At 37.2% G+C, this 19,388-nt stretch carries 17 protein-coding genes; 9 read left to right on the top strand and 8 right to left on the bottom strand.

Annotated elements, in window-relative coordinates:
- Window positions 1-45 precede the first annotated feature (45 nt).
- The 7 genes from groL to miaB all read right to left on the bottom strand — a co-directional run bounded on the left by groL (window position 46) and on the right by miaB (window position 6,806).
- Complete coding sequence (gene groL, locus NAT51_RS04020) at window positions 46-1,677, bottom strand: chaperonin GroEL (protein ID WP_250595590.1); 1,632 nt, start codon at window positions 1,675-1,677, stop codon at window positions 46-48.
- Window positions 1,678-1,732: 55 nt separating this feature from the next.
- Window positions 1,733-2,008, bottom strand: a complete 276-nt coding sequence (locus NAT51_RS04015) for a co-chaperone GroES (RefSeq protein ID WP_250595588.1) — start codon at window positions 2,006-2,008, stop codon at window positions 1,733-1,735.
- Between the two features lie 153 nt (window positions 2,009-2,161).
- Window positions 2,162-2,542, bottom strand: coding sequence for a preprotein translocase subunit SecG (gene secG, locus NAT51_RS04010; RefSeq protein ID WP_250595586.1), 381 nt, complete (start codon window positions 2,540-2,542; stop codon window positions 2,162-2,164).
- Window positions 2,543-2,544: 2 nt separating this feature from the next.
- Window positions 2,545-3,501: a tetratricopeptide repeat protein gene (locus tag NAT51_RS04005; protein WP_250595584.1), complete on the bottom strand. Its 957-nt coding sequence runs from the start codon at window positions 3,499-3,501 to the stop codon at window positions 2,545-2,547.
- Between the two features lie 4 nt (window positions 3,502-3,505).
- On the bottom strand, window positions 3,506-4,009 hold the full coding sequence (locus tag NAT51_RS04000; RefSeq protein ID WP_250595582.1) for an LptE family protein: 504 nt from the start codon (window positions 4,007-4,009) through the stop codon (window positions 3,506-3,508).
- A gap of 30 nt (window positions 4,010-4,039) precedes the next feature.
- Complete coding sequence (locus tag NAT51_RS03995) at window positions 4,040-5,302, bottom strand: sigma-54 interaction domain-containing protein (RefSeq protein ID WP_250595580.1); 1,263 nt, start codon at window positions 5,300-5,302, stop codon at window positions 4,040-4,042.
- A 49-nt stretch (window positions 5,303-5,351) separates the two neighbouring features.
- Window positions 5,352-6,806: a tRNA (N6-isopentenyl adenosine(37)-C2)-methylthiotransferase MiaB gene (miaB, locus tag NAT51_RS03990; protein ID WP_250595578.1), complete on the bottom strand. Its 1,455-nt coding sequence runs from the start codon at window positions 6,804-6,806 to the stop codon at window positions 5,352-5,354.
- A 115-nt stretch (window positions 6,807-6,921) separates the two neighbouring features.
- On the opposite strand from miaB, the gene NAT51_RS03985 reads away from it, so the two are divergent.
- Window positions 6,922-7,704 (top strand): hypothetical protein, encoded by a 783-nt coding sequence (locus NAT51_RS03985; protein WP_250595576.1) that lies wholly within the window; start codon window positions 6,922-6,924, stop codon window positions 7,702-7,704.
- A 62-nt stretch (window positions 7,705-7,766) separates the two neighbouring features.
- Here the strand turns inward: NAT51_RS03985 and NAT51_RS03980 are convergent, their stop codons facing one another.
- On the bottom strand, window positions 7,767-8,444 hold the full coding sequence (locus tag NAT51_RS03980; RefSeq protein ID WP_250595574.1) for a hypothetical protein: 678 nt from the start codon (window positions 8,442-8,444) through the stop codon (window positions 7,767-7,769).
- 282 nt (window positions 8,445-8,726) lie between these two features.
- Here NAT51_RS03980 and NAT51_RS03975 point away from each other — a divergent pair, with 282 nt between their 5' ends.
- The 8 genes from NAT51_RS03975 to NAT51_RS03940 all read left to right on the top strand — a co-directional run bounded on the left by NAT51_RS03975 (window position 8,727) and on the right by NAT51_RS03940 (window position 18,956).
- On the top strand, window positions 8,727-8,897 hold the full coding sequence (locus tag NAT51_RS03975) for a hypothetical protein (protein WP_250595572.1): 171 nt from the start codon (window positions 8,727-8,729) through the stop codon (window positions 8,895-8,897).
- A gap of 446 nt (window positions 8,898-9,343) precedes the next feature.
- Window positions 9,344-11,845 (top strand): type I DNA topoisomerase, encoded by a 2,502-nt coding sequence (topA, locus tag NAT51_RS03970; RefSeq protein WP_250595570.1) that lies wholly within the window; start codon window positions 9,344-9,346, stop codon window positions 11,843-11,845.
- A gap of 2 nt (window positions 11,846-11,847) precedes the next feature.
- Window positions 11,848-12,993, top strand: coding sequence for a formimidoylglutamase (locus NAT51_RS03965; RefSeq protein ID WP_250595568.1), 1,146 nt, complete (start codon window positions 11,848-11,850; stop codon window positions 12,991-12,993).
- Window positions 12,994-13,119: 126 nt separating this feature from the next.
- Complete coding sequence (gene porK, locus NAT51_RS03960) at window positions 13,120-14,508, top strand: T9SS ring complex lipoprotein PorK/GldK (RefSeq protein ID WP_250595566.1); 1,389 nt, start codon at window positions 13,120-13,122, stop codon at window positions 14,506-14,508.
- A gap of 50 nt (window positions 14,509-14,558) precedes the next feature.
- The gene (porL, locus tag NAT51_RS03955) at window positions 14,559-15,206 is read left to right on the top strand and encodes a type IX secretion system motor protein PorL/GldL (protein ID WP_250595565.1); all 648 of its coding nucleotides are present in this window, start codon (window positions 14,559-14,561) and stop codon (window positions 15,204-15,206) included.
- A 53-nt stretch (window positions 15,207-15,259) separates the two neighbouring features.
- A complete protein-coding gene (gene porM / locus NAT51_RS03950) occupies window positions 15,260-16,789 on the top strand; it encodes a type IX secretion system motor protein PorM/GldM (RefSeq protein ID WP_250595563.1) in 1,530 nt (509 codons plus the stop codon).
- A gap of 51 nt (window positions 16,790-16,840) precedes the next feature.
- Window positions 16,841-17,836: a type IX secretion system ring subunit PorN/GldN gene (gene porN / locus NAT51_RS03945; protein ID WP_250595550.1), complete on the top strand. Its 996-nt coding sequence runs from the start codon at window positions 16,841-16,843 to the stop codon at window positions 17,834-17,836.
- 64 nt (window positions 17,837-17,900) lie between these two features.
- Window positions 17,901-18,956 carry an NAD(P)/FAD-dependent oxidoreductase gene (locus NAT51_RS03940; protein WP_250595542.1) on the top strand — a complete coding sequence of 352 codons (1,056 nt, stop codon included), beginning with the start codon at window positions 17,901-17,903 and terminating at the stop codon, window positions 18,954-18,956.
- The last annotated feature ends 432 nt before the right edge of the window (window positions 18,957-19,388 follow it).

The raw sequence follows: 19,388 nt of genomic DNA, 5'->3' as shown, positions 1-19,388 counted from the left end.
CCGAAATATGTTATTCGGGGTTTTTTTATTGGTTTTAAAGAAAGATTACATCATTCCCGGCATTCCGCCTCCCATTGGCATTCCGCCTCCGGCAGTTTCTTCTTTAATGTCGATTAACGCACATTCAGTAGTTAAAATCATACCTGAAACCGAGGCAGCATTTTCCAATGCTACACGGGTTACTTTTTTAGGATCGATAATACCTGCTGCCAACATATCTACATATTCATCAGTTTTTGCATTATATCCGAAGTTGTCTTTACCTTCTGCTACTTTTGCCACAATCACTGAACCTTCCAATCCGGCATTTTCAACAATTGTTCTTAATGGAGCTTCAATGGCGCGGGCAACAATCTGAATTCCTGTTGCTTCATCTGCATTGTTGGTTTTGATTTCTGCCAAAACAGTTTTAGCTCTTAATAAAGCAACACCACCACCGGCAACAATTCCTTCTTCAACAGCCGCACGTGTAGCATGTAAAGCATCATCCACACGGTCTTTTTTCTCTTTCATTTCAACTTCAGAAGCAGCTCCTACGTATAATACAGCCACACCCCCGGCTAATTTAGCCAAACGTTCCTGTAGTTTTTCCCTGTCGTAATCAGAAGTTGTTGATTCCATTTGTGCTTTGATTTGATTAACACGGTTTTTGATCAATTCCGCTTCACCAGCACCGTTCACAATGGTTGTATTGTCTTTGTCGATTGTTACTTTTTCAGAAGTACCCAACATGTCTAAAGTTGCATTTTCCAAAGTATAACCACTTTCTTCAGAAATTACGATACCACCGGTTAAGATCGCGATATCTTCCAACATTGCTTTTCTTCTGTCACCAAAACCTGGCGCTTTTACAGCAGCAATTTTTAATGCTCCACGTAATTTATTCACTACCAAAGTCGATAATGCTTCACCGTCTACATCTTCAGCAATGATCAATAATGGTTTTGTAGATTGTGCTACTGGCTCAAGGATTGGTAATAATTCTTTTAATGAAGATACTTTCTTATCGTATAATAAAATGTAAGGTCTTTCCAGTTCCACTTCCATTTTTTCGGTGTTGGTCACAAAGTACGGCGATAAATAACCTCTGTCAAATTGCATTCCTTCCACTACATCAACATAAGTATCGGTACCTTTAGCTTCTTCAACAGTGATAACTCCTTCTTTTCCAACTTTGTCAAATGCCTGTGCGATTAATTCACCTATGGTGTCATCGTTATTGGCAGAAATAGAAGCTACTTGTTTGATTTTTTCAGAAGAAGAACCAACTTCCTTAGCTTGTTTTCCTAAGTCGGTAACAATTGCTTCAACAGCTTTGTCGATACCTCTTTTTAAATCCATCGGATTAGCACCTGCCGCTACGTTTTTCAAACCTTCTTTAACGATTGCCTGAGCTAAAACAGTTGCAGTTGTCGTACCGTCTCCGGCTAAATCATTGGTTTTGGAAGCAACTTCCTTAACCATTTGAGCTCCCATATTTTCAAGAGCGTCTTTCAATTCAACTTCTTTTGCTACTGAAACACCGTCTTTAGTTACAGTTGGTGCTCCGAAAGATTTTGAAATAATCACGTTACGCCCTTTTGGACCTAAAGTTACCTTTACTGCATTGGCTAATGCGTCAACACCGCGTTTTAATCCGTCGCGTGCTTCAATATCAAATTTTATATCTTTTGCCATATTGTTGTTTTAATTTTTAAAGTTTAAAAAGTTTAAAGTTTTCAGATTATCATGCTTAAATAATCGCAAGAATGTCTTCTTCGCGCATGATTAGATAATCTTTACCTTCAAATTTTAAATCGGTTCCAGCATATTTTCCATAAAGAACAGTGTCACCAACCTGAACAGTCAGGGGTTGGTCTTTTTTACCAGTTCCAATAGCTACCACGGTTCCTTTTTGGGGTTTTTCTTTTGCGGTGTCAGGAATAATGATACCGGAAGCTGTTTGTGTTTCAGCGGCAGCCGGTTCCACGATAACGCGGTCTGAAAGTGGTCTGATGTTTAATGCCATAATTATATGTATTTATGTTATTAGAATTGTTTTTAATTGTAAAATCGCTATGCTGATTTCAGAAATTGTGCCAAGGCTTTAAAACTGACAAATTTACTAAATAAAAATGCCAGCACTGACAGGCTGGCATTTTAAGTTTTCGTTATACCGAAATTATTTTTTAGCTTCTTCAGTAGCCGGAGTTTCAGTTCCGGTTGCAGGAGCAGCTGTTTTACCGTCTGTTGCAGGTGCAGTTTGAGGAGCAGTCTGGATAGGAGCAGCAGTAGCAGCGTCATCAATAACTTTAGAACCTGTATCACTATTGCTTCCTGTGAAACTTAAGCTTGATAATAAAATCAAAACGATTAAACTTCCGGCTAAATACCAAGTACTTTTGTCTAAGAAGTCAGTTGTTTTTTGAACTCCACCCATCATTTGTGAACTTCCAAAAGTTGAAGATAAACCTCCTCCTTTAGGATTTTGTACCATAACTACTACGATTAGTAAAAAACAAACTATAGTGATTAAAACTAAAAAAATTGAAAATGTATCCATTATTACTTATTGTTATTTTGTTGTAATTCTTTTATTTCTAAAATTCGGTTTGCAAATAAACTACTTTTTTCTGGATATTTCAAAATTAATATCTCATATGCTTGTATTGCTTTGCTATATTTTCGCTGTTCAAGGTAAACTTTTGCTAAAGTCTCTGTCATTAAGTAAGATGTATCCTCGTTTTTCTGTGTGTAGAGCGGTGGATTAATATCTTCTTTCGGAGGAGAAATTTTAGGATTACTTTCGATAAATTTATCGATTAATTCCAGTTTGGCTTCCAGGGTTTTGTTTTCTGTTTTGTACTCCGGATTTTCATTTGTCCTGTCAATTGGTTTTAATTTTGACAATTGCAGCCACTCCTGAAATGAATGGGTTTCGCCAGCATTAAAATTTATAGGCTTTTCAGTCTCTTTTTCTTCTTCAATTACGGGTTCAATTGTTGGTTCAATTGTTGGTTCAATTGTTGGTTCAATTTCTTCCTGAACATATTCGGTGGTTATTTCTTCAACGGTTTCAATTGCCGGAGCCAAATCCTGTGTAGCTTCTTTTATTGAGGACAGGATTGATTTTTCAAGAGTATTCTCTGTAATCAATTCCTGATGATTCACTGCCGGAATTTCAACTTCAGTTATTTCAACTTCAGCAGCTTCTTCCGTTTCAACGATTTCAATGTTCTGGACTTCTGTTTCTTTGGTTTCGAAAGCCGCTTTCTGAACTCCTGTGAAATGTTCAGATGTGACGAAGTCAAATAAAACCGTACGGTCGTTTGTATGTGCAGCAGTCATTTTCAGATACTGGTTGTATTTGAAGCTGTCCTGTGCATGCAAACCTTTCAGTAATATACTTCTCGCACTCTGAAAATAGGGAAATTCGGAAATAATCCTGTCCAAGTCAACAATCTGAACCGGATTAATCGCATCGGGTTTATTCAGTAAATAAGTGAATTCAGATACATTCATACTGTTACCATTTAGCAAGTGTGTCGTTGAACATATCCTGGGTAATTCTTTGGAAAATTTCGTCTAAAGCAACACGGAGTTGGTTTCCTGTCAATTGTGCTTCACCTGGATAGTCGTAAAAGAAAGTATATCTTTTTTCGAAATTCTCTTCGGGTTTCTTTTTATTCGAAAAACGGAGATTCACCGTAATCGATAAACGGTTTTGTGCAGCCGTCAATTCAGCTGTGGCAGTCATCGGGGAAATACGGTAATCTGTAATTTCACCTTCATAAACTAAATCGCCGTCAGTCGTTGTTAAGTTTAAATTAGTTTGGTTCTGGATTAAATCCTGCAAACGTAAAGTGAAATCGCGGTCAATTCCCGGTTCTACCAGTTCAGATACATTCTGAAAATAGTTAACCTGAAACGTTTTAGCATCAATAGGTGATGTTCCTGTAAAGTTGTAAACCGAACAACTGTTCAGAACAAACAAAATGGGTGCTAATAATATGTAGTATATTTTTTTCATGTTGGGATTCCAAAGATATTAAATTGGGATTTACAAATCGAATTGTTTTATTTTTCGGTACAATGTTCTTTCGGAAATTCCCAATTCATCAGCCGCCGCTTTACGTTTTCCTTTGTTACGTTCAAGTGCTTTTTTGATGAGTTCAATTTCTTTCTGGTCAAGGCGCAGTGAATCTACTTCTTCAACCGTATCGGCAAAAATATAGTTGCCTTCTTCGTCTTCGTCTATATATTCTTCTTCAATGGCTTCTTCAGTCGGAATTACAGATATTCTCGGTTCTTCTTCAAAAAGGATTTCACTTTCGTTTTCTTTGGAAGTTCCGTATACCTTTTGAATCAGACTTGGATTGATATCCTGTACTTTGGCACCGTTTTTCATCAGTTCCAAAGTTAGTTTCTTCAAATCGTTCAAATCGCTTTTCATGTCAAAAAGGACTTTGTATAAAATGTCTCTTTCGGTAGAAAAGTCACTCTCTGATTTTTTATTGATCACCGAAGGTAGATTGCTTCCTTCCGATGGTAAATATGAAACTAATGTTTGTAACGAAATATCTCTGTTGGTTTCCAAAACCGAAATCTGCTCAGCAGCATTGCGCAACTGACGGATATTTCCGCTCCATCTGTATTTTAATAAGTATTGTACGGCCTGATCATCTAATTTGATAGGTGGCATTTTGTATTTATGGGCAAAATCGGCTGCAAACTTCCTGAACAGTAAATGAATATCTTCCTTACGGTCGCGAAGTGGTGGTAAGCCTATTTCAACAGTGCTTAAACGATAGTATAAATCCTCACGGAATTTCCCTTTTTCAATCGCTTCCACCATATTCACATTGGTTGCGGCAACAATTCTAACGTTGGTTTTCTGTACTTGTGACGAACCTACTTTGATAAATTCTCCATTTTCCAATACACGCAATAAACGGACTTGCGTAGTCAAAGGTAATTCGCCCACTTCATCAAGGAAAATGGTTCCGCCGTCTGCTACTTCAAAATAACCTTCACGCGTAGCGGTCGCTCCTGTAAATGATCCTTTTTCGTGTCCAAATAATTCACTGTCGATGGTTCCTTCCGGAATGGCTCCACAATTCACAGCAATGTATTTACCATGTTTGCGGTGTGATAAAGAATGGACTATCTTCGGAATACTTTCTTTACCTACACCACTTTCACCGGTTACTAATACCGAAATATCCGTTGGTGCGACCTGAATGGCTTTTTCAATCGCACGGTTTAATTTCGGGTCGTTACCGATAATCTCAAAGCGTTGTTTGATGGCTTGAACGTTTTCCATTTGTTTTTAGTTGTTTAAAGTTTCGTGTTTAAGGTGTTTGTCCTTAAAATTAATTGGTCTGCATTGCGCTGTAACCAACTGCTTCTCCTATTAGTGTGGCAGTAGTGCAATCTGTTACTTTAACCAATACGAAATCTCCGGGCTTGTAATTTTCTTTTGGGAAAACAGTTACCATATTTTCTGAGTTTCTTCCTGACCAGTGTTGGTCTGATTTCTTGGATTCTTTTTCAATTAAGATTTCCACAGTCTGATCTAGGAAACGTGCTGTACGTTTTGCACTTAATTCTTGTTGAAGATCAACAACTTCCTGTAAACGGCGCATTTTGTCAGCTTCGGCAACGTCATCTTCCATCTTACGTGCAGCCAATGTTCCCGGTCTTTCAGAATAAGCAAACATATAACCAAAGTCATATTCCACATATTCCATCAAACTTAAAGTATCCTTGTGGTCTTCTTCAGTTTCGGTAGGGAAACCGGTAATCATATCCTGTGAAATCGAACAGCCCGGAATAATGCGCTTGATTTTATCCACAAGCTCCATATACTCCTCACGGGTATGCTGGCGGTTCATTTCTTTTAATATTCTGGTACTTCCTGATTGTACAGGTAAGTGAATGTAGTTACAAATATTCTCGTGTTTCGCAATCACATGCAATACTTCTTCGTGCATATCCTGCGGGTTCGAAGTCGAAAACCTGAAGCGCATTTTAGGGAATTGCACGGCACACATTTCTAATAATTGGGCAAAGTCAACGGCAGTGGCTTTTTGCATTTCGCTGGCTTTTTCGAAATCTTTCTTTAATCCGCCGCCATACCAAAGGTAACTGTCAACGTTTTGACCCAATAAACAGATTTCCTTGAAACCTCTGTCCCACAAATCTTTGATTTCTTCAATAATCGATTGTGGCTCACGGCTTCTTTCGCGTCCGCGGGTAAAAGGTACCACACAAAACGTACACATATTGTCACATCCTCTGGTGATCGATACAAAGGCATTGATGCCGTTTGAATTTAAACGTACCGGCGCAATGTCACCATAGGTTTCATCTTTCGATAAGATTACATTGATCGCATCACGGCCTTCATCCACTTCTTTTAAAAGATTCGGTAAGTCTTTGTAGGCATCAGGTCCTACAACCATGTCAACAATTTTTTCTTCTTCAAGGAACTGACTTTTCAAGCGCTCGGCCATACATCCCAAAACACCTACTTTCATCCCCGGATTGATACTGCGCTTTACAGCGTTGTATTTCTCCAAACGTTTGCGTACAGTCTGTTCTGCTTTGTCTCGAATCGAACAGGTATTTACTAATACAAGATCGGCCTCCTCTAATTTCTGGGTGGTATTGTAACCTTGTTCAGTTAAGATAGATGCTACGATTTCACTATCCGAAAAGTTCATGGCGCAACCATAACTTTCAATAAACAGTTTTTTTGTATTTCCTTCTTTTTCTTGTAAAACCAGGCTGGTGCCTTGCTTTTTTTCATCAATTTCCTTTTCCATAAAGTTGCCTCTGCGTAAAAATGTGCGTGCAAAGATAATACTAAAATTTAATTTTATGACAAGATGTCAGATGCTTGGTGTTAAATATTTTGTTAATCTTGTAAAAAATTAAAATATGGAAGAATTTTACGATTTAGAACAAAAAATTGCTACGAATCCCCGATTGGATTTCGGTACTGTTTTCAACGAATCTTTAGAGTTATTTAAAAAAATATGGGGCAAAGGGGCACTGTTTATGCTCTTTTATCTTTTAGGTTCATTCTTACTGATGATGCTTCTGGGTATGCCTCTTTCTTTGCTTGGTGTTGCAATTGATGATGTTAATGCTACTGGTTCTGGTTTTACTACGCTTGCCGGTTTAGGTGCAATCCTTTTTATGTTGCTTTTTTTTGTTGTAATAATCACTTTTGTGACTGGTTTAATGGCGGGTTTCTTCCATGGATGTAAAAAGGCTGATGAAGGTGGTGAGTTCAGAACTTCAGATTATTTTACTTTTTTTGAAGGACGTTATTTAAAACGTACTGTTGGGGTTGGGCTTGCTACTTTTGGTGTGGCTTTGCTTTCGGCAATATTATGTTATCTTCCTTTAATTTATACATCAATTCCTCTCAGTTATTTTGTGGTGATTTATGCTTTTAATCCGCACTTGTCAACAACTGAAATTGTAAAGCTGGCATTCAAACTGGGGACTAATAAATGGGGGATAACCTTTGCGTCGACTTTTGTTGTACTGTTATTGGCTTATTTGGGAGCAATAATTACCTGCGGGATCGGATTTATTTTTACCTTTTCATTTATGCTGATTCCCAGATACTATATATATAAAGGTGTAGTCGGTTTTAATACTGCCGATGTATTGGACGAAATCGGTCAGGATTCCGAATTTGATAATTTATAATACGCAGGAACATAAATTAAAAATCCCCCAACAGTTAACATACGGTTGGGGGATTCTTAATTCTACATTAAAGCTGGTTCAGCGGCTTGTGGTTGCTTAGCCGAACGCATCCTGCTCACAACTCTCCTCACGCTGTACTCGTCTTTCTTGACGCTGTCTTCAAAAACAAGTCTTCCTGCATTAACTATCTTCGAAATATAACCATATAAAGCGTTGTAGTGTACAACATTGGCTTCGGTCAATTCTTTTCTTTGGTTCATGAATACATTTTGTTCAGCATTTTTCTCAGCCAGACTTACTCTGTGTGTTTCCAGTGTGCCGGCAAATGTAGGAACCATGCCTTCGTCAACAAGAGCTTCTAAGTTGGCCATTACAAACTGGCGTAAACTTTCGATTTTCAATATGGCTCCTTCAATATTATTGCGGGCCAAATCGTTTTTCAGTGTAATAATAATGTCTGTATTCAATCCGGCACTGTCTGTGTAACTCTTCAAAAAATTAAGCTCCTTGTTCAGTTCGGTGGCTTCTGCATACAAACTGAACGTTGCGTTTTTTTGTTTTTCGGTCAAGACTAATCCGCTTTCCAGTGTTTTTACTTCTTCCAACTTAGCTGTAAATTCTGCCAGAAATGTCGCATTGAGTTTCGGATACCGTGTCATGATAATTTCCTGGTCCCTCACAAAGCTTTTTCGCACAAAGTCTCCCAAACTTGTGTACTCTTCTTTCCTGATTCTGCTCATAAATAGTGTTTTTTAGTTTTAGTGTGTTTTTTTTCAAATGTAAAGAGGAGATTAATAAATAACAATAAAATTCCTACAAAAATTTAAAGAAACTTAACCTGTTTTTTACTTAAAAAAGGTAAGTGTTTAATAGCCAGTGTTATTGGAGATTAAAAATTTCTTAAGCCTAATGTTATTTATAATGATATTAAATACTAATTGTCAATTGCAATCATACTATATATAGGTAGAAAGTTCTAATTAATTGGTACTAAGGATGTTTTTAATGGTACTGGTCATTGTTTGGGTGGTGCCAAAGACTTTTTAGGTGGTACCAATGATTTTTTAGCTGGTACAGATGACTTTTTAACTGGTACAGATGACTTTTTAGCTGGTACCGAAGACTTTTTAACTGGTACTGATGACTTTTTAGCTGGTACAGATGATTTTGTAATTGGTACCGATAGTTTTTAAGTGGTACTGATAGTTTTTAAGTGGTACTGATAGTTTTTAAGTGGTACTGATAGTTTTTAAGTGGTACCGATAGTTTTTAAGTGGTACTGATAGTTTTTAAATGGTACTGATAGTTTTTAAGTGGTACCGATAGTTTTTAAGTGGTACTGATAGTTTTTAAGTGGTACCGATGATTTTTAAGTGGTACCGATAGTTTTTTAATTGGAACTAAGCATACTTTAAGCGGTGCTAAGTACTAAGTACTCCTCACTTATCACTAATTACTAGTTACTAGGCACTGTTTAAACAGTACTAAGGACTTGGTGCTAAGTACTAAGTACTCTTTAAAAAGTACTCAAAACTAAGGACTAAGGACTATGAACTAACGACTAAAACCAACTTTAAAACGGGCAAAACCGCAATATTTAAAAAAAACCCATACTTTTGCCGAAGAAATAAAGATGCAAATGGCAAAGAATTTAGTGATCGTTGAGTCGCCTGCAAAGGCAAAAACTATTGAAAAATTTCTGGGGAAAGAGTTCCAGGTTGAATCAAGTTATGGACACATCGCTGATTTACCTTCTAAGGAAATCGGGGTCGATGTTGAAAATAACTTCAAACCGAAATACGAAGTTTCCCCTGATAAAAAAGCATTGGTGAAAAAACTCAAGGACTTGTCTAAAAATGCCGAAACGGTTTGGTTAGCATCCGATGAGGACCGCGAGGGAGAGGCTATTTCATGGCACTTGGCGGAAGAATTAAAACTGGATCCTAAGAAAACAAAACGTATTGTTTTTCACGAAATCACAAAGTCGGCTATCCAAAAGGCTATTGAAAACCCACGCGGAATCAATTACGATTTGGTAAACGCACAACAGGCACGACGTGTCTTAGACCGTTTGGTAGGATACGAATTGTCGCCGGTACTTTGGAAGAAGGTAAAAGGAGGATTATCTGCAGGACGTGTACAATCGGTTTCCGTACGTTTAATTGTAGAACGCGAACGCGAAATCCAAAACTTTAAAGCAGAAGCTTCTTACAGCATCACCGCCGAATTCGCAAACGAAGCCGGAAAAACCTTCAAAGCGAAATTGCCTAAAAACTTCGCTACTAAACAAGAAGCCGAAAAATTCTTACAACAAAATATTGGTTCTATATATAAGGTAGGGGATTTGGAAACAAAACCAACTAAAAAATCGCCTGCTGCACCTTTTACAACGTCAACTTTACAACAGGAAGCTGCCCGTAAATTGTATTTACCGGTTGGTATCACGATGCAAATTGCACAGCGTTTGTACGAAGCCGGATTGATTACGTATATGAGAACAGACAGTGTGAACCTTTCGCAGGAAGCCATGTCGGCGGCACAAGCTGAAATTACCAGCTACTACGGCGCCGAATACAGCAAACCAAGAAGCTATAACACAAAGTCTAAAGGAGCTCAGGAAGCGCACGAAGCCATCCGTCCTACAGACATGTCGCGCCACACGATCGATATGGACCGTGACCAGGCGCGTTTGTATGACCTGATCTGGAAACGTACTGTTGCTTCGCAAATGAGTGACGCGCAATTGGAGCGTACTAATGTGAAGATTGAAGCAAACAACCATAACGAAATATTCACGGCGACTGGTGAGGTGATCAAATTCGAAGGATTCCTTAAAGTGTATCTGGAAGGAAATGACGATGATGAAGAACAGGAGGAAGGAATGTTGCCGGCTTTAAAAGTTAGTGAAATTTTAAAAAATAACTATATCACCGCAACCGAGCGTTTCTCGAGAGCGGCTGCAAGATACACCGAAGCTTCTTTGGTGAAGAAATTGGAAGAATTGGGAATCGGTCGTCCGTCTACGTATGCGCCAACCATCTCTACCATCATCAACAGAAACTATGTTGAGAAAGGAAATTTCGAAGGTCAGGAGCGTCAGTACAACCAAATCACTTTAAAAGGTGGCGATATCAAAGCGCAGGTTTTAAAAGAAAACGTGGGTTCTGATAAAGGTAAATTGGTGCCAACGGATATTGGTATCATTGTAAATGACTTCCTGGTTAAGAATTTCGAAACGATTTTGGATTATAACTTCACGGCTAAAGTGGAGCAGGATTTTGACGAAATCGCCGAAGGAAATATCGAATGGGCAAAAATGATGAACGATTTTTACAATCATTTCCATCCGAATGTTCAAAATGTAGAAAAGAATGCCGAAAGAGAAAGCGGCGAACGTATATTAGGTACTGATCCAAAATCGGGTAAACAGGTTTCTGTCCGTCTGGGTAAATTCGGTCCGATGGTACAAATCGGAGAGGCCGATGACGAGAATAAACAATTTGCAAGTTTACGCGCCGAACAAAATATCAGTACAGTTACTTTGGAAGATGCTTTGAACCTGTTTTTACTGCCTAAAAATTTAGGTATATATAAAGGAGAAGAAGTAGAAGTGAATAATGGCCGTTTCGGACCGTATGTCCGTTTCGGAAAAGTCTTCATTTCATTACCGAAAGGAGAAGAGCCTCTGGATGTAACTTTAGAAAGAGCACAACAATTAATTGATGAGAAGAATCAGGCTGATGCGCCTATCGGACAATATAAAGGTATGGATGTCCAAAAAGGAGTAGGTCGTTTCGGTCCGTTTATCAAATGGAATGGTATCTTCATCAACGTAAGCAAAAAATACAACTTCGATAATTTATCAGCTTCAGATATTACAGAGTTGATTGAGGATAAATTACAAAAAGATATTGATAAGGTAATCCATAACTGGGAAGAAGAAGGAATCCGTGTGGAGAAAGCACGCTGGGGACGTTCGGTAATCCTGAAAGGGAAAACTAAGATCGAATTAAATAAAGATGTTGATGCTACAGCACTTACTTTGGATAAAGTAAAAGAATTGATTGAGGCTAAGGCTCCGGCTAAAAAAGCAGCGGCTAAGAAACCGGCAGCGAAAAAAACTACTGCAAAAAAGAAATAAGAATGGTATTTGATTTCTTTCAGCCTTTAGATTTAGAGTTTATGGAATTTATCCAAGGTTTGTCTTCGCAAACTTTGGGTAAAAAAATAGTATTCCATACGGAAACCGATTTTCCTAAAATTGAATCGGCCAGAATTGCCATTATAGGAGTTTTGGAAAACCGTGGTTTGGAATTCGACAATGATACAGTTGATTTAACGCCAATCCGTAAAGAGCTTTATTCGTTGTTTCCGGGTAACTGGTCGGCTCAAATTGTTGATTTGGGTAATATAATAGGAGGAAGCGATGTTGAAGATACCTATTATGTGTTGAAAAATGCAGTGGCTCATCTGATTAAAAATAATGTGTTGCCGATAGTTATCGGTGGATCACAGGATTTAACCTATGCGATGTACCGTGCTTACGATCAGTTAGAGCAAATGGTAAATGTGGTTTCTGTGGATAGTAAATTTGATTTTGCCAAAGAAAATGCAACAAATGCCGAATCGTTTTTGACTAAAATGATTGTGGAGGAGCCAAACAACTTATTTAATTATAGTAATATAGGATATCAAACGTATTTCAATTCCCAGGAAGAGATTGATCTGATCGAAAAATTATATTTTGATGCTTACCGTTTAGGTGAGGTGTGTAATAATCCTGCCATTGCAGAGCCGGTTTTCCGTGATGCTGATCTGGTGTCAATTGATTTGCTGTCTGTAAAGTCTTCTGATTCAGGAAATTTCATTAAATTTGCTCCTAATGGTTTTAATGGTAAAGAAATTTGCGCCCTTTCCAGGTATGCTGGCATAAGTGATAAAACAAGTTCTTTTGGAGTTTTTAATCATTACAATACACAGTCGGAATCTGTTTTAGCAGCGCAAATCATTTGGTATTTTATAGAAGGTTTTCATTACAGATCAAACGAATATCCGTTTGGTACGAAGGAAAATTATATAAAATATATTGTGACTCTTGAAGATGAAGTGATTTTTTATAAGAGTAATAAGACGGAAAGATGGTGGATTGAGATTCCATTTATAGCGGGACAGAACAATAAATTGAAAAAAGCTACGTTATTCCCCTGCACGCACAATGATTATTTATCCGCCTGCAATGGAGATGTTCCTGAAAGATGGTGGAAAGCACAAAGGAAAAATTTGCTTTAAATAGTATATATTTGCAAGGAATAAAAAAAATTAAGGTTTTTTTAATAAAAAAATTGTTTTTTAGAAAATAAATAGATAGGTTTACGGCCTTAAAACTATATGAATACATACATAACCCCAATTTATATGAAGAAGTTCATTTTATTAGCAGTTTTTGTTTCATTTTTATACAGCTGCGGATCAAAAGACAATGGTCAACTGGTAGGTGTTAAGGGAAAAGCTTGGCATCCCGAAAAACCTTTCGGTATGACTTTGATTCCTGGAGGTGCTTTCATTATGGGTAAATCCGATGATGATTTAGCAAGCGTTCAGGATGCGCCTACAAAAACAGTTACAGTTCGTTCGTTTTATATGGACGAGACTGAAATTACTAACAGTGAGTACAGACAGTATGTGAACTGGGTAAGAGATTCAGTTGTTAGAACAAGATTAGCAATTGCTGCCGATGAATTAGGTCAGAAAAATGATCCGGATTCAAAATCGTCAAAAGGCGGAAGTATTGCTGATTATGCATTTATGGATGCGGACACTGCTAACATGAGTGTTTACGATAAGTATATGTATGATAACTACTACAGCATGGGAACAGCTGATGATCCTTATGCGGGTAGAAAGTTGAACAAAAAAGTTGAACTTAAGTGGAAGACTGGAGAGTATCCTGATGCATATTATGCTGAGGTAATGGATTCTATGTATATTCCTGCTGAAGAGGCTTATAACGGTTTGAGAACTTTAAGAGTTGAAAACTTGGAATTCCGTTATTCTTGGATGGATATTCAGGCTGCTGCTAAAAATAAAGCTGGAAAAAGAAAAGAGTTTATCCGTAAGGAAAAAGTAACAGTTTATCCTGATACAACAGTATGGATTAAAGACTTTGCTTATTCTTATAATGAGCCAATGCACAATGATTATTTTTGGCACCAGGCATATGGCGAATATCCAGTAGTTGGGGTGAGCTGGAAGCAGGCTAAAGCGTTTTGTGCTTGGAGAACTTTATATCACAATGCGGCTAGAAAAGACCGTCACCAAGAATTTGTTAACCAATACAGACTTCCAACAGAAGCTGAATGGGAATATGCTGCACGTGGTGGTTTAGAATCTGGAACTTTCCCATGGGGTGGTCCTTATGCTAAAAACGACAGAGGATGTTACTTGGCTAACTTCAAGCCGGTAAGAGGGGATTATGCTGCTGATCAAGCTTTATATACTGTTGAGGCTGATGCTTACGAGCCAAATGATTATGGTTTGTATAATATGGCTGGAAACGTTGCTGAGTGGACTGACTCTTCTTATGATCCAACAGCTTATGAATTTGTTTCTACAATGAATCCAAATGTTTCTGATTTGAAAAATATGCGTAAAGTTACAAGAGGTGGTTCTTGGAAAGATGTTTCTTACTACTTACAAGTAAGTACTCGTGATTTCGAATACGCAGATTCAGCAAGAAGTTATATTGGTTTCCGTACAATCCAGGATTATATGGGTACTGATGTAACAGGAAATGCATCTAAATAAGAAAAAAACCAAACACAAATATTTATATTAACTTAACTAAATTTATTATTATGGCAATTTTAAGCAAAAAAGCAATGAATTTCGCTTACGGTATGGGAGCATCAGTTGTTATCCTTGGAGCATTATTCAAAATCGCTCACTTTGAATTCGGATTTTTAACAGGAACAGTGATGTTAACAATTGGATTGGTAACAGAAGCATTAATCTTCGCTTTATCTGCATTTGAACCAGTAGAAAAAGACTTGGACTGGTCATTGGTATATCCGGAATTAGCAGGTGGAGAAGTTACTAATAGAAAGGCTAAAAAAGAAGATGCGACTGAGGCTCAAGGTTTATTGTCTCAAAAATTAGACGCTATGCTTAAAGAGGCTAAAATTGACGGCGAATTAATGTCTAGCTTAGGAAACAGTATCAAAAACTTTGAAGGAGCTGCTAAGAGTATTTCTCCAACAGTAGATGCTATTGCTTCACAAAAGAAATATGCTGAAGAAATGACTACAGCTGCGGCTTCAATGGAATCATTGAACAGCTTGTACAAATTGCAATTGGATAGCGCTGCACGTAACGCAGAAGCTAACAAAGAAATTGCTGAAAATGCATCTAAATTAAAAGAACAAATGCAATCAATGACTTCTAACATTGCTACATTGAACAATGTTTACGGAGGTATGCTTTCTGCAATGAGTAACAGAGGTTAATTAGTTTTAACTAAATCATAAAAGTATTTATTAACAAAACTAATTAAAAAGAAATGGCAGGAGGAAAATTAACCCCTAGACAGAAGATGATTAACCTGATGTATCTGGTTTTCATCGCGATGTTGGCAATGAATATGTCAAAAGAAGTTTTATCTGCTTTTGGATTGATGAATGAAAGATTTGAAGGTTCTAACCAAGCGGCTCAAGCTACAAATGAGCAGATGTTAGCTGCATTGGATAAAAAGGCTTCAGAATCAAAAGGTGAATTCGAAAAAGCAGCTTTGACTGCGCATAAAGTTGAAGTAGCTACTAAAAAATTCTATGATTTCGTTGGTACATTGAAGCAAGATGTATTGACTGGAGTGCAACCTGAAGATGGTAAATTGCCTTATGAGGCTATGGATAAAGCTGATAATTTAGATAACAGCTGGTTCCGTGGTGAAGGATATACTCAAAGAGGAAAAGATGTAATTAAGGCTATTGAAACTTACAAAGCTGATGTTAAAGCGGCTTTGTCAGATGTGAAATATGCGCCAATATTAAGAGAAATTGAAAAGAAGTTCGATTTGTCAGATGTAGCTAATAAAGAAGGTATTAAAATTAAATTTTTAGATTACCATTTTAAAGGTTTCCCTGCAATTGCTTCTTTAGCAAAATTATCAGCTTGGCAAAATGATGCTAAAAAAGCAGAATCTGATGTAATTAGTGCTGCTTTAGGAAAAGCAGCAGTTTCAGAAGCTTCTTATAGTAAGTTTCAGGCTATTGTAGTTTTGGATAAGAATGCTTATTTCCAAGGAGAAAGTGTTACTGGTAAAGTTGTTTTGGGTAAGTATGATCCTAACGCGCAATTTTCAGGTTTTAAAGGTCCTGGTAAATTAGTAAACGGTCAGGCAATTATTTCTACCACAGCTGGTGGTGTTGGAGAACAAACGCTTGCTGGTTCATTTAACTTTATTGAAGATGGAAAACCTATCAACTTGCCATTTAAAGGTGGATATGTTGTAGTGCCTCGTCCTAACTCAGCTACTATTTCTGCTGATAAAATGAACGTTGTTTACCGTGGTGTACCTAACCCAATGACAATTTCATTTGCTGGTGTAGGTTCTGACAAAGTAAGAGCTAATGCTCCTGGAATGTCTCCTGCTGGTGCTGCTGGTAAATATGTTATCAAACCGGGTCCTGGATCTACGGTAATGGTAAATGTAAGTGCTACATTACCTGATGGTAAAGTGGTTTCTGATAAGAAAGAATTCAGAATTAAAGGTTTGCCTGCTCCAACCGGAAAAATCCGTGGTGAAGTTGCTGCTAAAGGTTCTAAATCAAACTTAGAAGTGTGTTCTGTTTCAGCTGTAATGGAAGATTTCGATTTCCCTGTAACAGTTAATGTAACACAATTCAACATTAAAGTTCCTGGTCAACCTACAATTGTAGTTTCAGGAAGTAAAATGGATGGAAGAGCTAAAGGTGCTATCCAAAAAGCTCAAAGAGGTGATGTGGTTGTAATTTCTGAAATTAAAGCTAGTTTCTCAGGAATTGACCAGGTTGCTAAGAGAGTTTCTTCTTGTACTTACGAGATACAATAAAAAAAATTAAATTTCGTTTAATTTATTTAAACGCCTCAAATAATAAAAATTATGAATTGGAGAAATTTATTATTAGTTGTTTTTCTTGCTGGTAGTGCAACTGGTTTTGCACAATCAAACTTGTTGAATGCTAAAACACCAGACCAAATTGGTTTGAAATCTGCAGCTCAACAACAAAAAGATAACGACAAGCCTTTAGATTACGGTTATATTGATGATCGTGATATCTTAATGTCAAAGAAAGTATGGGAAATCATTGACCTTGATGAAAGAATCAATTTCCCGTTGTATTACCCAATTGATACAGTTGCTATCGGTAGCGACCGTCGTTCTTTGTACGATGTATTGGTAAAAGGTATCAAGTCTGGAAAAATTACTGAAGTGTATTCAGATAGTTATTTCAGAGAAAAGAAAACATTAAAAGATATTAATGCTTCTTTAACTAAAATTGATACTACTGATGCTGGTAGAGAGGAAATGAATACAGATATTGATGCGTACCGTACCAGAACTGTTGAAGTGCCTATCTATCAAGGAACAGGTAGGAAAAAGAAGAAAATTGGTGTTGAAACTAAAACAATCCCGGCTTCTAAATTTATCTCTCCTGAGTACATCAACAAAACTGATTTAGCTTCAATTGATGTATCTGACTACAAAGTTGTAGGATTATGGTATTTCGATAAAAGACAGTCTGATTTACGTTACAGAATTTTAGGTATTTGTCCTGTTATTCCTGACGTTTATACAATGGGTAAAACTGAAGAAGAGAAAGATTATATCGAGTTATTCTGGGTATTCTACCCTGGAGCCCGTGAGGTATTACATGAGTGGAAAGCATTCAATGACAAAAACTCATCTATGCCAATCTCTTTTGATCACTTGTTAAACTCACGTCGTTTCAATGCGTTGACTTACAAAGAAGAAAACGTTTACAACGACAGAGAAATTTCTGAATACATGAAAGATAACTCGTTAATGCAGTTAATCGAATCAGAAAGAGTAAAAGATAAGATTCGTAATTTTGAACAAGATATGTGGAATTACTAATAGTTAATTTCTCCAATTACATAAAAAACTCTCACAATGCGTGGGAGTTTTTTATTTTTGCATTATGTTAGATTATATCATTGTAGGTTCCGGGTTAGCCGGTATTTGTTTTTCAGAGTTGTGTTTTGAGAATGATAAGACTTTTTTGGTTTTTGATGATTACTCGACTTCATCATCCAAGATAGCCGGAGGATTGTATAATCCTGTTATTTTAAAGCGTTTCAGTCAAGTTTGGAAAGCGAAGGAGCAATTAGACTACGGACTTTCTTTTTACGAGCGGATTTCAAATAGAATCAATTTGAAGTTCGATTATAAAATTCCGATTTACAGAAAGTTTGCTTCTATTGAAGAACAGAATAACTGGTTTCAGGCTGCGGATAAACCTACTTTATCTCCTTTTTTATCGACTAGGATTATTCACAAGCAATACCAATCAATTCATTCTGAATTTGGTTTTGGTGAGGTGTTGCATACCGGTTATGTTGATACTGCTGCTTTATTGGATGCTTACAACGCTTATTTGGAAAGTCAAATGCTTTTTGTAAATGAAACTTTTGATTACTCGGGTGTTGAGTTTGCAGATGATCATGTTGTTTATAAAGGTTATCAGGCGAGACATATTGTTTTTGCAGAAGGTTTCGGACTTCAGTATAATCCTTTCTTTAATGAATTTCCGTTGGATGGTACTAAAGGGGAACTACTTATTATCAAAGCGCCTGATCTTGATCTGGATGTGGTTTTGAAATCCAGTATATTCATTTTGCCAATAGGTGACAATATGTTTAAAGTTGGTGCCACTTATAATTGGGATGATAAAACCAGTACTCCTACAGAAGAAGGGAAACAAGAGCTTATTGAGAGTTTAAAGGAATTAATTGATTGCGACTTTGAAATTGTGAAACACTTTGCAGGTGTTCGGCCAACGGTTAAAGACCGACGTCCTTTGGTAGGAACACATTCAGCGCATAGTACTATTCATTTGTTGAATGGTCTCGGTACAAGAGGAGTTATGCTTGGGCCTTGGTTAGCGAAAGCTTTATTTGAAAATATTGAAGGCGGAATTGCTTTAGATCTTCAGATTGATATAAAGCGATTTGATAAAATGAATAAGAATAGGTAAGCAATTGTTGAAATCGAGAGTTAGTTTATCGATTAGATTCTTCATTAGTATGTAGCATAAGCTGATTTTGTTGATGACTAATTCAAATCAAAAGAAGTCTATACTACTATTATTGATTCACTGTGTTTAATCAGTAGCAAGTGGGATTGTTTGATTGGCAAGCTTCGTAATTGAAGCGGCAAGTCAGGTAATTCATGCAGCAAGCTGGGTTATTCAAAGAACAAGAGCGGTCGTTCAAAGGGCAAGCTTGACTATTCCATTGGCAAGGGCAGTTATTCAAAGAATAAGGATCTTTATTTCAATGGCAAGCCAGATTATTTCCATGGCAAAGGAAGTCATTCTAAAGACAAGGGAGGGTATTTAAACGATAAACGGAATACTTTCCTTACTTGAGAAACTTCATTCTCAGTTTCAGTTGGTAGAAAGGGGCAG

It is taken from the genome of Flavobacterium amniphilum (assembly GCF_023634845.1).
GTDB classification, from domain to species: Bacteria; Bacteroidota; Bacteroidia; order Flavobacteriales; family Flavobacteriaceae; genus Flavobacterium; species Flavobacterium amniphilum.
This window is presented reverse-complemented; position numbering and strand designations above follow the sequence as displayed.